We start from the raw sequence: 14,330 nt of genomic DNA, 5'->3' as shown, positions 1-14,330 counted from the left end.
TTAAGCGGGGGTATAAAGCTTACTAGTGTCAGAAGGGGTTAAAGCCCCTTCTGACAGGTGGCACAAAGTGCCACTGCGTTCATGAGGAAGTAGCGAAGCGGATTCCGAATGTCCGCTTTACAATGTACTTAAAAAGTGGCAGCCCACAAGGGCCGCCACTATCAAATAACATTTACCAGGAGGGGTTTTATGGAAAATTTAAAATATCCAGTAATCACTATCAGTAGAGAATACGCAGCCTATGGCCGTACAGTTGCAAAGCGCCTAGCTGACACTCTAGACATTCCTTTTTATGACAAGGATTTCGTAAAGGAAACTGCTAAAAGAAGCGGTTATTCTGAAGATGATATTAGAAGAGAAGGCGAGGCTATGAGCCGTGCTACTCGTTTTATGAACAGCCTTATGAACAACGCCATGGTTTATACAAGTTCTTATGATGGAATCTTCCATGCACAAAAGGAAGTTATTATTAACCTTTCAAAAAAGCCTTGTATCATCGTTGGTCGTTGCGCCGGCTACGTTTTAAAGCAAGCTGGAATTCCATGTTTTAATGTTTTCCTATACGCCGATAAAGAAGTTCGTACAAAGCGTACAGGTGAGCTTGAAGAAAATTTCGGCCTCAATCCTAAGAAGGCCCGTGAAAGACACGACATTTTAAGAGAAACTTACTACAAACAGTACACTCATCAGGAAATGGGTGACTACCACAATTACGACATCTGCTTAAACACTGGTGTCATCGGCCCAGAAAGATGCGCAGATATCATTGCGGATATAGTTAAGAAGCATATTGATGAGTTGGATTAGTGGGATGCTTTTGGAATGTATTGTAAAACGGTCATTGCGTTTTACTATTAACTTCTCAAAGACACGCTCCCACTAAGCTAAGCTTGTAGTGGTACTAGCAAAAATCCAGAACTTTGATAATCTCTGTCTTCGACAGCGGATTATCTTGTTCTGGATTTTTTAAGTGCCAACAAGCTTAGAATTGTCTTTTCGAAGTTATAGCAAAACTCCATTACCTTTCTACACCACCACAAAACGCAAACCCACCAATCTAACTCTACCGCTTTTAGCAAGTTGGAATGGTCGTGAAGTTTTCACGTTCCGGGATAAATTGACCTAGGGACTATATTTAAGTCCCGTTAGGTCAATTATTCCAATTTCGGCTCCAAAATCAATCACCCTAATAATTCTTATTTCACCCCTACAATTCCAAAATTCCCCAAAATAAACAGCCGCACAAAACAGCCTCACAATATCAAGCCACAAAAAAACAGTGACTAGGCCTCCCTAATCACTGCAATTTTATATCCACAATATTCTTGTTCTTCTATTATAACATCCTGCTTTTCGCCTTTATAATAACACTCCACTATATCAGTGTCATGTAAAAATTCTACATTAAGAATTGTTCTAGCAATTCCGTCACCAAGTAACTTTGAGAAAGCTTCCTTCATAGTCCAAAGACTAAAGAATCTATCCTGCTTTGTTAGGTCATTTCCATATACCCAAGCTGCTTCCTTTTTTGAATAAAATTTATCTATCATTCTGTCGCTAAAATTTCTATTGCCGTCAATGTCAATGCCGATTGGCTTTGAGGCAATGGCAACTACTACTATATTTGCTGTATGAGAAATGTTAAAATGTATATCCGTTCTTTCTTTATAAACCGGCTTTCCTTGTCCGATTTCTTCAATTTCAAAATCGTAATCTGTGTCGTAACCATCAATCAGGTCTTCTGTTGCTAGTTTCTTTATTGCACAACTTTTGTCATCTTCTAATTTACAATTTAGATAATCCTTTGTTGCATAATTTAAAAGCAAGCCTGCCATGATGCTTGTTAGGCGGGGCATTTCTACATGTAATTTATCTGTTTTTTTCTTGCGGTAATCAGTTAATTTTGCATATGCAATTTCGCTAACCTCCTTTAAAGTACAAGCATTAGCTAAATATATCTTAATCATTTATACTCCTTATAGGTCAATTTCTGTTGAGTCCTGTATATTCTTCTTTGAATATACGAAAACACAATCTCCACTTTTTAATATGGTATTACCCTTAGGTATAAGTATTCTATTTCCTCTCTTAATCATAAGAACCAGACTGTGTCTAGATATATCTATGTCCTTAATTGCATGTCCAAGCCAAGGATTCCTATCCTTTAGCTCGATTTCTCTTATGTGAATTTTATAGTCATCATTATAAGCTTGAGCTGCTAAAACCACTTGATCTGCTATCATAATAATTGTGTCGCCCTTTGGCACAATAGCCTCACCTTTTCTTATAATTGCTGCAAATATAAGACCTTCTGGAATTTTCAAATCCCTTATTTGCTTTGAAACCCAACTGTGTTCTTTTGTAATGTTAATTCTTACAAACTTAATATCTTCAATGTTTTCTATGTCACTTGAACGCCTTGTATTGTTATACTCTTCAACAAAACCGGCACTAATAATACCTGTTGGAATAGCTACAATACCAACACCCAGAATCGTAATTGCAATACTAAGTAACTTGCCTAGCGCTGTTATTGGATAAATATCTCCATAGCCTACTGTAAGTAATGTGGACACAGACCACCAAAAGCCCGAAAATGCATTTTCAAAAACATCGGGCTGGGCCTCATGCTCTACACTATACATGCATAAGGAAGAGGCAATCATCAAAGTCAAAACAATAAAAACAGAAGATAAAATCTGCTCTCTTTTTCGAATAATAACCTTAGAAATCACACTTAGAGCGTCTGAGTAGGCATTTACTCTAAATAATCTCATGATTCTGACAACTCTAAACATTCTAAAAGCCACTGCTCCGCTAGGAAAAAAGAAAGGCAAGTAAAATGGAACAAAGGAAAGAAAATCTATAATTCCATCAAAGGATAACACATATCTTAAAAGCGCTTTTACTTTCGTTTCATTAGGATAGAGAAGATTGGATGTCCAGACTCTTAACCCGTACTCCACTGTAAAGCCAAGGACTGTAATTAACTCAATACTATCGAAAATGTATGAGTAAGCCGCTAGCTCATCAAAGGTGTCCGCCACTGCAATCACCAAATTTAGTAAGATGGCAGTAGTAATGTAAATGTCAAAAAGCCTGCTTTGACAATCTCCTACATATCCAATTTGAATAATTTCAAAAACTCGCTTCTTCTTATTATCCATAACTCTTCCCCCCACTAAGACAGACATTTATAAAACTTAAATAAAATAATTAGGTAGCAATAAATAACTTATATACTTAGCAGCATCTAAATATAGCGAAATATTTATAAATACTGGGCAGAATATAAAGCAGGCAACAATTAAAACGAAGGTAATTGCTATATAACTTTCTATTCTTTTGAAAATGCTACCAAGCACCCAAGCATAAAGCGTTACTAGGATAACATAAACAATACCTAATAATGCTTTTTTAAGACTTATACTATTTCCTGAAATAACTAGGGCAATGCTTGAAGAAATCCAAAAAAGAAAAGCGCCAATAAAGGCATATACAGGTCTTGCAAGTATCTTATATCTCTTTGATAAAGTTACATAGCTTCCCTTTGCCTCATCTTCTAAAAACCAAGCTACCCCAAACAAGCCTCCTGCAAATATTAATATATAAAGGATGGCTCTTAACGGAAATTTTCCTGTTGTTTGAGTCATTTCACTTCTAGAAGTATCATCGCTATCAAGCACAGTAAAGTCTATATGAAAAGTTACATCGCTTGATAAGTATTTTTCATATCTAGATTTAGCGTTGACTATGGCCTTATCTAATTTTTCTGAAAATATCTTATTATCAGATATAAAGTCCACTAATACATCATCTGCGAAGTTCTTAAATAACTGGGAAAATACAATCTCGTTAGTCATTGAACTTACATAATTAGATTCATTTATAACACACTCAATAATTCCGTTATAGTTATCCTCCATTATCTTATCAGAAATATTTTCTCCAAATACATAACCGCACTCAGCCTTTTTGTTTACTATATCTTCAAGCAAATCCTCTCTTGAATCAACTAAGTAAAAATTCACTGGATAATCTCCGGAAATTAACGCTTCCACTGTATTTGTAGCCATTTCATCTTCATCTGATAGACATAGTCCTATCTGAATCGTGTCCGATTTATTCAAAGCAGGAATACTTTTTGCAATCAAAGTTACTAAAGGAATAGCAATCAAAAGCCCAACAATAAAGGGATTCTTAATCTGCTTCTTTAGCATTAAATATATCCAAAATAAAACCCTTTTCATAACTACTCCCTTCTCACCCTTAATTTAAGCACCAAACTTGCAAGTGATGTTAAAACTACAGCAATCAATACATTTTCAAAAAGCAAGATTGGATTAATATTAGTTGTCATTATCTGTCCTATTAATCTGAAGAAATAGTAGGTTGGTAAGAAGTTTCCTATTATTCTTACAGCATTAGGTAGAAGTGAGCTAGGAATTATACAGCCAGACATATACATGCAGACTATTCCTATTATAAAAAGGCCTATAACCTTATAAATTGTATTATCTATTAATACAAATATAAAAAATATAAAGCTAAGAATTGCATAATTAATCACAAAAAGACCTATTAAGGAAGTGATTAAATCTAGAGGTGAACTAAGCTCGTAGTAATTAAACACTGCCGGGAAACGTAGTCCAACTATTCCTAGGAAAATGCATACCAGCCAGAAAAATCCTGTGTAAACCAAGCATATTCCCATTATTCTTGAAAAGCTTATGTAGCCTTCTTTAATTCCTGAAATTCTTAACACCCTAGTTAGGCTGTTGTTATTTACCACAAAAAGTTTCTCGCAAACTATACCGCTAAATAGCAATAAAAGCATGAAACCAGTGGCTATATAAAACTGTGTAGTTGAGAGGCCTTCTGTCTTTGAAACATCTGTTACACTAAAGTAGATGCTTCTATCAAGGCCGTAACTAAAGTAGATTTCGCTAAGTTTATTTTCTAATTCTGTCTGTTTATCCTTCTGACCACTAAAAAGAGCATTTAGGACATCATCCATAGAATAAACTCCTGCTTCAGCAGTACTTACAACGCTTGTACCGGCATTTATCATCTCCTGATAAATATAAGAAGAATTATTAACACCAACACTTGGGAAGATCATTTCAATTGTCTTATTCTGACCATTCATAATACTTCTTATAAGTCCCTTAGGAATAAGCACAACAACATCCACAGTTCCATCCTTAAGGCCTGTTAGGGCACTTTCTTCATCCATTTCCACCAAACTGCAGACTGACGAAACGCTTTCTTCATCTGCAATTAAAGACATAGCCTGCCTTATGTATTTTGAATTATCATTATCGTCATATACTATTGCCACCTTTAAAAGAGAGGAATCATCTGAATTAGATGTACAAGCAGATATTCCAAAGGCTGCTGCCCCAATGATTATAGCTAAGATTAGCGACACCAAAATTATTTTAGGGACCCAAGTAAAACTACTAATAATCTGTAGTCTTAAATACTCTAATTTCTTTTTCATCGTGCTAGTCCCCTCATAATTTCATTGTGACTTCCAACTTCTACTTCCTTTAAAACGCCATCATTTAAGAGATACATTTTCGTTGCAAGATTAATCTCGTAATCCTCATGGCTAGCTAAAATCACTGTTCCGCCAACTGCCATATACTTTTCAATATATTCCTTAATTTCCTGCTTACAAACAATATCAAGAGAAGCCCCTGGCTCATCAAGAATAAGAATTGGTGGATTCTTTGCAAGAGCCGCACAAATACTAAGACGCTTCTTCATACCTCCTGATAACTGCTCCACCTTCTTATCAAGAAATTTTGTGACACCAAATATGGCAGGAGCACCTGACTTTAGGTCCTCCTCCATATTTCTGTTAGTTCCAACATACCAAAACTTTAGATTATCTCTAACACTTAGTCCTTCAAGTAGTGGATTTTCCTGAGGGATGTATCCAATCATCTTATCAAAGCTTTTGCTATTTGAAATCGCATTAACTCCGTCAATAGTTATCTTTCCTGAACTAGCCTTATTACTTCCTGCAAGTATAGATAAAAGTGTTGTCTTGCCGCAGCCGTTTGCGCCAATAATAACGGCACATTCACCCTTATTTACCTCAATATTTATATCCTTTAAAATGTAATTCTTGCCATAACGCTTAGTCACATTTTCTACCTGAATAAATGCCATAAAATTACCTCTTTATTACTCTTCCTCTTCATCAGAAGCCTTAATAAACTGACTGTCGTAAAGCTTCTTATAGAAACCATTAGCCTTTAATAGCTCTTCATGATTTCCCTGTTCTAATATATTTCCGTCTTTCATAACTAAGATTACGTCTGCATTTTTAATTGTTGAAAGTCTGTGGGCTACGATAAAGCTTGTCTTTCCATTCATTAATTTTGCAAATGCATCTTGGATCTTTAATTCTGTTCTTGTATCAATTGAAGATGTAGCCTCATCTAAGATAAGCATTGGTGGGTTAGCAAGCATGATTCTTGTAATACATAAAAGCTGCTTCTGACCTGCTGAAAGACTTCCGCCATCTTCACCAATCTCAGTATCAAGGCCCTTTGGTAACTTCTTAATAAAGCCCCATGAATAAGCCTCTTTACAAGCATTAATAATCTCTTCTTCGCTGGCATCTTCCTTAGCCATAACGATATTATCTCTAATTGTACCTGACTTAAGCCAAGTCTCCTGTAATACCATACCAAAGCCATTTCTTAAAGATTCTCTTGTTATGTCTCTTAAGTCATGACCACTAATTTTAATGCTTCCTTCATTAACATCATAAAAACGCATAAGTAAGTTAATTAATGTAGTCTTACCACAACCTGTTGGGCCAACGATTGCAATTCTCTGACCTGGCTTAACATCTAAATTAAAGTCTGTAATTAACTGTGTGTCTTCTGTATATGAGAAGTATACATTTTCCAAATCAACCTTACCAGATATTTCTGAAAGCTCTAACTTGCCCTCATCTGAAATCTCTGAATCTTCTTCAATAAGCTCAAAAATTCTAGCGGCACAAGCAATTGAATTCTGTAATTCAGTTATAACTCCAGAAATCTCATTAAATGGCTTAGTATACTGGTTTGCATAACTTAAAAATGAAACAAGTTCACCAACGGAAATACCGCCGTTAATAGCTAAAATACCACCACTTACAGCAACTACTGCATAAACTAAAGAGTTTACAAATCTAGTAGAAGGATTTGTTAAACTTGAAAAGAATACAGCCTTTAATGAATACTCAGCAAGTCGTTCATTAATTTCATCAAATTCTTTAAGATACTTCTGCTCACTATTAAAAGACTTAATAATCTTTACGCCGTTAATAGATTCATCAATAAGCGCTGTCTGCTCGCCTCTAGTCTCTGACTGTCTCTTAAAGCTGTTAAAGGTCTTCTTTGCAATAAACCAAGCAATAAGAAGTGAAAGTGGTGTAAGTAAGAATACAAGCAATGTTATTCTAAAGTCAATAAAGAACATAAAACCAAGAGTACCAATAATTGTTAGCACACCTGTAAAGAACTGTGTAAAGCCCATAAGTAATCCGTCTGCAAATGTATCTACATCGGCAATTACTCTACTTACGATATCACCATAAGAATTACCGTCAATGTACTTTAGAGGGAGAGTTTCAATCTTATCAAAAGCCTCATCTCTAATGTCCTTTGTTACACCAAAGGTAATCTTGTTGTTACACATATTCATGATCCACTGAGATAAAAATACCCCAAAGATAAATATTCCAATCTGTCCTAAAACCTTTGCAATACCTGTAAAATCCACTTCTCCAGGACCTACAATTAAATCAATAGCTCTACCAATTAAAATTGGAACGTAAAGCTGACAAACTACTGTTACAATAGCCATAACAATACTTGTTGCTAAAGCTAGCTTATAATTTTTTACTCTATCTAAAATCTTAAAAATCACTGTTTTCTTATTATTGTTTTTCATTAGTGTGCACCTCCTACAACTTTAGCCTGTGAGCTAAATTGAGAATCGTAGATTTCCTTATAAATTTCGCAGTTTTCAAGTAACTCTTCATGAGTTCCCTCGCCTACCATCTTACCGTCATCAAGTACAATAATCTTTGTACAATTAAGTAAGGAAGCGGCTCTCTGTGAAATAATAACAGTTGTTACATCTTTTAAGTCTCTTACGATTGCGTTTCGAAGTGCTGCATCTGTTGCATAATCAAGAGCTGAAGAACAGTCATCTAAAATAAGAATCTCTGGACTTGCAGCTAATGCTCTTGCAATATTAAGTCTTTGCTTCTGACCACCTGAAAGATTCTTAGCCCCTTGATTTATCATGTAATCAAGATAGCCTTCCTTCTTTGATAAGAATTCCTTAGACTGAGAAACTTCCACTGCCTTTTCAAGAACTTCCTCTGGGATATCCTTTCTCCCCATTGTTAAGTTCTCTCTTACTGTTCCACTAAATAAAACAGCCTTCTGCATACAAACTGATACCTTCTTTACAAGCTCTTCTCTAGGAATATCCTTAACATCTACACCATCAATAAGTACGCTACCCTTTGTTGCATCATAAAATCTAGAGATAAGATTTGCCACTGTAGTTTTACCTGAACCAGTACCACCAATGATTCCAATCATATCACCTTTCTTAGCAACAAGATTTATATTAGAAACTGAGTCCTCACTGTTTCCCTTATAGCATAGGGATGCATTGCGAAGTTCTAACTTAGGCTGTTTATTAGATACATTTTCATCAAGACCTAATTCCTGTCTCTTTTCTACAAAATCCATAGAAGATTCAATAGCTAATACGCTTTCTACTCTACCTGCACAAGCAAGGGCCTTAGTAATAGTTACAATAAGGTTAGCAAGCTTAATTAACTCTACTAAAATCTGTGACATATAGTTATAAAGGGCAACAACCTGTCCCTGTGTCATGGAACCTGTGTTAACCTTGATAGCACCAAAGTAAATTAAGGCTACAATAGCAGCATTTACAACCACATAAGTCAAAGGATTCATAAGACCTGATATTCTACCAACTACTCTCTGAAGCTTATTGAGGTCTTCGTTTTCTGCCTTAAACTTTACATTTTCCTTAGCCTGCTTATTAAAGGCACGAATAACTCTAACACCTGTTAAGTTCTCTCTAGTAGTTAAAAGGACTTTATCTAACTTATTCTGAACATCGCGATACATAGGTCTTGTAATAAGCATAATTCCAAAAACAATAAATGCTAATACAGGAATTGTAACCACGAATACAAGAGCGATCTTTACATTAATTGTAAAGGCCATAATCATTGCACCAAATACAATAAATGGTGAACGAAGGAATAGTCTTAAAACTAAGTTAACACCATTTTGAATCTGATTAATATCAGAAGTTAATCTTGTAATCAATGTTGATGTTCCAACTTCATCATAATCTGTAAAAGATAATCCTAAGATATGCTCATACACGCTATATCTTAGTTTTGTTGCACATCCAATGGCTGCCTTCGCACTAAAATATTGAGCTGTTATTGAACTTGCAAGTCCAATCATCGCAAGGAATACAAGCATTACACTAGATTTTAAAATAAAAGCAATATCGTCGTTTGCAATACCCTTATCGATAATTGCAGAAACTACAATAGGAACAAAAAGTTCAAATACTGCTTCTAGCATTTTAAAAAGTGGTGCTAATACGCATTCTTTTTTGAATTTTTCCAAATACCTCATTATCATCTTCATACTAAAATTACCTTTCTTACTATTCCAAACTAGTCAAACATTAAGCAAATTGCTTCTAGATTAGTTACGGAATATATTTCATTTGTTTCAAACATTTCGTTGTACACTTCAAAATTAGAATAAGAGTGTTCAAATTGTCTTGAGTATAAATGTGCTATATCAACTTGTTCTGTAAAGGATAGTGTCTTTCCATTGCAATACCAAACCGCAATGTCTGCTGCCTTTAAAACAATATACCAAACAATACAAATTGTAGTCTTTAAGAGTAAATCGTAGTCATTAACTGCATCTAGTAGATATCTAAATATTGTGTAGTTAAATAACTGGTCATACTCAGCAAGTCTATCCTTGTAGTATTCATTGAATTCGTCCTTTAATTCAATAGCTTTTCTACTTTCCTTGATATCTTCGTAGAACTTATCCACAGCCTGACAGACTTTATACCAATCAGGGTTGATAACTTCCATGCCTTCAAAACTATCAAAGTAGTGTTTGATCTGCTCAAAATGCTTAGCATCCTGAGGGAAACCAAGTTTTCTAGCAGAGAGTGTCTCTGATTCAAGACGTCTCTTTCTAATGTTTTTAATGGCCTCATCCACCAAATCCTTATTCTCATAGGCCTTTAGCACGTTGCCTATCTTCTCATCTTCCTGAATATCAAGAAGTCGCTGCACATCCCTGCTCATTGCAAGGAAGGCTGCAATACGCTCGCCCAACTTATAATCCGTGTCATTAATTAAGTTAAAGCTTAGCTTTCTTGCCCTTCTAAGAAGCATATATACAAAAGGGTCGATGTCATTAAGAGCGATATCCTCATCAATATCGGATTCGCTAAATTCCATCATTCCTCTTTTGGCAAATATAATTTCCCCAGCTGTCTTACAAGATGGTGCAATTCCCATCTCTCTTAAGGCGCCAAAATTGTTAATAAATCTTGGAAACTCTGCACAGGTATCGCAAAGCTTGTCCTCTCCTAACTCTGTATATAAATCACAAAGATTAGCATCATTTAAGAAGGGACATCTTTTTTCCTTTGTTAAGGTAAATGTGCAGCCGCCCTCTTCATCATCTACAGAAACCGCCTTTAGTCTATCCCCGAAAGGTCCTGTTACTGTCTTATAAAAATCGTTTGATTTCTTGTCTACATCCACATCCCAGCCTGCACAACAAGTATCTGTGCAGTCTCCCGCGATGCATTTAAATTCCTCATAATACTTAGGTGTTACTAGTTTCATTTTTCCCACTTACTTCCTCATTTTCAATAATCTTTTACTTCTTCTTTTCTTCTATATTTATCTTCTAATCTCTTAATCTTCTATTTTTCTAGTTCTAAAGTAATTTATAATGTCAAAAATCGACTTAATTGCTAGTGGTAAAATAATTGCTACTGCAATCATGTAAATGTAGAACTCCTGCGGATTTGAGATAAGTAACTTAACTTCTTCTGACTCATAAATTCTTGCAAGCATATCCATATCGCCCATATATCTTGCATAGCCAAGCATCATGACAATAAGCACTGCCACTGAAGATGAACTTGTAATTATTACTGCAATGACCATATCAATGTTACGGCTAAGATACTCCATATGCTTAACTGCTGCTTTAGCTCTAATACTTAAAATGAAGCTTATAGTTATAAGCACTGAAAAAAGCATATAATTTAGTCCCACTGAAACTCCCATTTCAAAAGCTGAAGCATCTGATAAATCCTTATAATTTCCAATAAATGTTAACATATAAATAACAGATCTAATTCCTGTTAGTTCTCCAAGTAAAAGAACTATGCTAAATGCAAGTTGTCTTTTTCTATATACCTTATCCATAAGCCTCCTAATCTGCTATAAAGAACATAAGAGCAGGATTATTCCTGCTCTTTAATTTTAGTTATTATTAAATCCTGAAAAATCCTGACTTGAAGCTGTAGGCTCTGTCTGAGCTACTGGAGCTACTGTCTCAGTTGTAGGCTTTGCCTGCTCTACTGGAGTCTCAACAACTTCCTCTAAAGTCACTTCTTCAGTTGCCTGTGCTGTGTAATTCTTCTGTTGTAGCTGTGATGCATTTTCAAAAAGCTTATTATTCATCTTATGAAGTGAAACAATTGATGTAACACTTAAAATCAAATAGAAGATAAAAGCTGCAATTGTTGCACATACAAGGATTGCAACTAAGGTTTCAAGCTTATCTACATCGTCAATATATGAATTAACTTCATAAACTTTCTCTACTGGTAAATATCCAAGAAGTACTGCGGCAACTACGTTAAATACATAAGCTACAGTGCATAAAATAATGTTAATTAAAGCTTCAACAAAGATAAAAATTGTTCTTAATACATAAGAAAGGGTACCCACTGCCTTATGTGAAACAAAATTCATAATAAAAGCTAAAACTGAAATTCCTGTAAGAACCATGAAGGCAATTGTCCAAATAAATAGGTTATTCGCCATGCCATAATAAATTACAGCGGTATTAGTTGAATAATTCTCTTTTAGTGCAATCAAGCACATCTCAACAATTCCTACAATTGATGCGATAAGGCCAAGAAAAATCACTATTCTGAAAAACACGTTGGCCACTTTAGTTTTCTGGGTCATCTTGTAAAAAACCTCCCTATATTATCAAGTCTTGTCTAGTTAGACATTGCGACTCCAACTAAACTCATATTTATCTGCAAATGAGATAAACAACCTTTATTTTACATTATATAGGCATAAATTTCCATAAAAGATTGAATTTTTGATATCTATAACAAGTTTTGTTTCTTCTATTTGGCATAGTGAACTTTTAATAGAGTTAATCCCCTTGCAGGAGCGGTTGGTCCAGCAAGGCTTCTATCCTTTGCCTCAATCAAATCTATAATAGACTCTGGGCTTCTCTTTCCCTCTCCTACCTCAATTAGGGTACCTGAAAGAATTCTTACCATATACTGTAAAAATCCCTTTCCATGATATGTTAGATACATATAGCCATTTCTACATGTAACATCTATAGAATAAATCTCTCGAACTGTGGACTTCTTCATCTTTGGGTTTCCACAAAAAGACTTAAAATCATGTTCTCCAACTAAGTAACTTGCGGCCTTTTTTATAGCCTCGACGTTAATTTTGCCCTCAAGGACTGTGACATATTTTCTATCAAATACAGGCTTCTTATCCCCGATATAACAAGCATACTGGTAAGTTTTACCCATGGCATTATATCTAGCGTGGAATCTATCCGAAGCCACCTTCACCTCATTAACCCCGATATCATCAGGTAGATAGTGATTCATATAATCCCTGATTTCCTTCTCTGACATTTCAGTTTCCATGTGGACATTGCAAATGTATGCCTTAGCATGAACTCCTGCATCGGTCCTACCACAACCAATAACCTCTACTTCCTGGCCTAGCATTTCCTTTAAAACCGACTCAAGCTTTCCCTGAATTGTCATCTCTATATCTGGCTGGTGCTCCCATCCGTAAAATCTACTACCGTCATAGCATACAGTCATTTTGTAATTCTTCATAAACTTAACCTTTACTTCCTAACTATGTTATTTTTCCCCTTGCCCTTAGCAATGTAAAGTGCCTCATCTGCCACCTTAAAGACCTCATCTAAATGCTGTCTTTCATAGGTCACAGTGATACCGCCACTAAAGGAACAAGAGTTATTAGTTGGCCCCATAAAAGCATAATTTATAAGAGAAAAACTCTCTCTTAGGGCATCAAGTAATGCCTCATGCTCATTTATGTTGCCACCTTCAAAAATAAATAAGAACTCCTCGCCGCCGTATCTGCCAACGATTGTATGTCTCTCATCAATAAGACTGTTTAGGAGAAGGCCCAAAGTCCTTAAAACCTTGTCTCCATTTTCATGTCCATATTTATCATTAATTTGTTTAAAATCATCAATGTCTATTATAGCAACAGTTACTGGATTAAATCTATCAGCATTTTTAAGCATCTCCTCGCCGCGCAGATCCATATAACCTCTTGAATGTACCTCTGTTAAAGGGTCGAAATCTAGTCTTCTTTTAAGCTCTATCTCTTTTTCAAGATTTTCCCTATTAAGCTTTGCCACATTTCTTGCATATTCCTCCATGGCGTTTGCTAATAGAAATGCAATCACTGTAATTATGGCACTAACTATAGCGCACTGCATGTAAAAGGACATATTCTCAGGATAGTCCCCCACCACAAAGACATAGGCCAAGGCAATAATGCCCATACTGTAGATAAACATTACCCTTATTAATTTAAAGTCATGGAAAATGCTACAAAAGATCATGGCTATTGCTGGTCCTGTCCAAAGGCATGGAAAATAGCATTGGAAAACTGCTAAAGAGCCCACTACTGTTGCAAAGGCCATAGCACATGCCCAATATTTTGACTTAGCTGTTTCTTTCTTAGAGTCATTAAAACGCTTCGCCGCAATTAGGGCAAGCACATTAATTGCAGTTGGCATTATAATGCGTTCCGACAAATACACAGATATTTCCGAACCTAAATCATCTGTAACTATATAATAAATTGTTAATCCAATATTGCTTATTATATCAAATATAATAGTAACTAATATAATTCGTAAAATAAGCGATCTAATTCTTGCTTCAAATTCACTCATACT

The 14,330-nt window shown here is 35.4% G+C and carries 13 protein-coding genes; 1 reads left to right on the top strand and 12 read right to left on the bottom strand.

The window, feature by feature from the left end; all coding sequences use genetic code 11:
* Positions 1–189 precede the first annotated feature (189 nt).
* Positions 190–807, top strand: a complete 618-nt coding sequence (locus QVA17_RS04960; RefSeq protein WP_027431742.1) for a cytidylate kinase-like family protein — start codon at positions 190–192, stop codon at positions 805–807.
* A gap of 476 nt (positions 808–1,283) precedes the next feature.
* Here QVA17_RS04960 and QVA17_RS04955 read toward each other — a convergent pair whose 3' ends face one another.
* The 12 genes from QVA17_RS04955 to QVA17_RS04900 form a co-directional block, all read right to left on the bottom strand.
* A complete protein-coding gene (locus QVA17_RS04955; protein ID WP_287386867.1) occupies positions 1,284–1,967 on the bottom strand; it encodes a 4'-phosphopantetheinyl transferase family protein in 684 nt (227 codons plus the stop codon).
* Between the two features lie 9 nt (positions 1,968–1,976).
* Positions 1,977–3,167 carry an ion transporter gene (locus QVA17_RS04950; protein ID WP_287386865.1) on the bottom strand — a complete coding sequence of 397 codons (1,191 nt, stop codon included), beginning with the start codon at positions 3,165–3,167 and terminating at the stop codon, positions 1,977–1,979.
* Between the two features lie 36 nt (positions 3,168–3,203).
* Positions 3,204–4,250 carry an ABC transporter permease gene (locus QVA17_RS04945; protein WP_287386863.1) on the bottom strand — a complete coding sequence of 349 codons (1,047 nt, stop codon included), beginning with the start codon at positions 4,248–4,250 and terminating at the stop codon, positions 3,204–3,206.
* 2 nt (positions 4,251–4,252) lie between these two features.
* Positions 4,253–5,503, bottom strand: a complete 1,251-nt coding sequence (locus QVA17_RS04940) for an ABC transporter permease (RefSeq protein WP_287386862.1) — start codon at positions 5,501–5,503, stop codon at positions 4,253–4,255.
* Positions 5,500–6,180, bottom strand: coding sequence for an ABC transporter ATP-binding protein (locus tag QVA17_RS04935; protein WP_287386860.1), 681 nt, complete (start codon positions 6,178–6,180; stop codon positions 5,500–5,502). Before QVA17_RS04935 ends, QVA17_RS04940 begins: the two co-directional genes overlap by 4 nt.
* 15 nt (positions 6,181–6,195) lie before the next feature.
* The gene (locus QVA17_RS04930) at positions 6,196–7,959 is read right to left on the bottom strand and encodes an ABC transporter ATP-binding protein (RefSeq protein ID WP_287386859.1); all 1,764 of its coding nucleotides are present in this window, start codon (positions 7,957–7,959) and stop codon (positions 6,196–6,198) included.
* The gene (locus QVA17_RS04925) at positions 7,959–9,719 is read right to left on the bottom strand and encodes an ABC transporter ATP-binding protein (RefSeq protein WP_287386858.1); all 1,761 of its coding nucleotides are present in this window, start codon (positions 9,717–9,719) and stop codon (positions 7,959–7,961) included. Before QVA17_RS04925 ends, QVA17_RS04930 begins: the two co-directional genes overlap by 1 nt.
* Before the next feature lie 29 nt (positions 9,720–9,748).
* Positions 9,749–10,954, bottom strand: coding sequence for a flagellin lysine-N-methylase (fliB, locus tag QVA17_RS04920; protein ID WP_287386857.1), 1,206 nt, complete (start codon positions 10,952–10,954; stop codon positions 9,749–9,751).
* Between the two features lie 72 nt (positions 10,955–11,026).
* The gene (locus QVA17_RS04915) at positions 11,027–11,545 is read right to left on the bottom strand and encodes a hypothetical protein (RefSeq protein ID WP_287386856.1); all 519 of its coding nucleotides are present in this window, start codon (positions 11,543–11,545) and stop codon (positions 11,027–11,029) included.
* 57 nt (positions 11,546–11,602) lie between these two features.
* Positions 11,603–12,316: a hypothetical protein gene (locus QVA17_RS04910; protein ID WP_287386855.1), complete on the bottom strand. Its 714-nt coding sequence runs from the start codon at positions 12,314–12,316 to the stop codon at positions 11,603–11,605.
* Positions 12,317–12,486: 170 nt separating this feature from the next.
* Complete coding sequence (gene truA / locus QVA17_RS04905; protein ID WP_074520539.1) at positions 12,487–13,230, bottom strand: tRNA pseudouridine(38-40) synthase TruA; 744 nt, start codon at positions 13,228–13,230, stop codon at positions 12,487–12,489.
* Between the two features lie 11 nt (positions 13,231–13,241).
* Positions 13,242–14,327: a GGDEF domain-containing protein gene (locus tag QVA17_RS04900; protein WP_287386854.1), complete on the bottom strand. Its 1,086-nt coding sequence runs from the start codon at positions 14,325–14,327 to the stop codon at positions 13,242–13,244.
* Positions 14,328–14,330: the final 3 nt, after the last annotated feature.

The organism is Lachnospira sp. (assembly GCF_016290755.1).
In the GTDB taxonomy this organism is placed as follows: domain Bacteria; phylum Bacillota; class Clostridia; order Lachnospirales; family Lachnospiraceae; genus Lachnospira; species Lachnospira multipara.
This window is presented reverse-complemented; position numbering and strand designations above follow the sequence as displayed.

What these genes read in the sequence shown, in the direction of transcription:
- QVA17_RS04910 (WP_287386855.1), bottom strand. Translation starts at nt 12,316, where the DNA reads ATGACCCAGAAAACTAAAGTGGCCAACGTGTTTTTCAGAATAGTGATT.
- truA (WP_074520539.1), bottom strand. Translation starts at nt 13,230, where the DNA reads ATGAAGAATTACAAAATGACTGTATGCTATGACGGTAGTAGATTTTAC.
- QVA17_RS04940 (WP_287386862.1), bottom strand. Translation starts at nt 5,503, where the DNA reads ATGAAAAAGAAATTAGAGTATTTAAGACTACAGATTATTAGTAGTTTT.
- fliB (WP_287386857.1), bottom strand. Translation starts at nt 10,954, where the DNA reads ATGAAACTAGTAACACCTAAGTATTATGAGGAATTTAAATGCATCGCG.
- QVA17_RS04900 (WP_287386854.1), bottom strand. Translation starts at nt 14,327, where the DNA reads ATGAGTGAATTTGAAGCAAGAATTAGATCGCTTATTTTACGAATTATA.
- QVA17_RS04960 (WP_027431742.1), top strand. Translation starts at nt 190, where the DNA reads ATGGAAAATTTAAAATATCCAGTAATCACTATCAGTAGAGAATACGCA.
- QVA17_RS04935 (WP_287386860.1), bottom strand. Translation starts at nt 6,180, where the DNA reads ATGGCATTTATTCAGGTAGAAAATGTGACTAAGCGTTATGGCAAGAAT.
- QVA17_RS04915 (WP_287386856.1), bottom strand. Translation starts at nt 11,545, where the DNA reads ATGGATAAGGTATATAGAAAAAGACAACTTGCATTTAGCATAGTTCTT.
- QVA17_RS04955 (WP_287386867.1), bottom strand. Translation starts at nt 1,967, where the DNA reads ATGATTAAGATATATTTAGCTAATGCTTGTACTTTAAAGGAGGTTAGC.
- QVA17_RS04930 (WP_287386859.1), bottom strand. Translation starts at nt 7,959, where the DNA reads ATGAAAAACAATAATAAGAAAACAGTGATTTTTAAGATTTTAGATAGA.
- QVA17_RS04950 (WP_287386865.1), bottom strand. Translation starts at nt 3,167, where the DNA reads ATGGATAATAAGAAGAAGCGAGTTTTTGAAATTATTCAAATTGGATAT.
- QVA17_RS04945 (WP_287386863.1), bottom strand. Translation starts at nt 4,250, where the DNA reads ATGAAAAGGGTTTTATTTTGGATATATTTAATGCTAAAGAAGCAGATT.
- QVA17_RS04925 (WP_287386858.1), bottom strand. Translation starts at nt 9,719, where the DNA reads ATGAAGATGATAATGAGGTATTTGGAAAAATTCAAAAAAGAATGCGTA.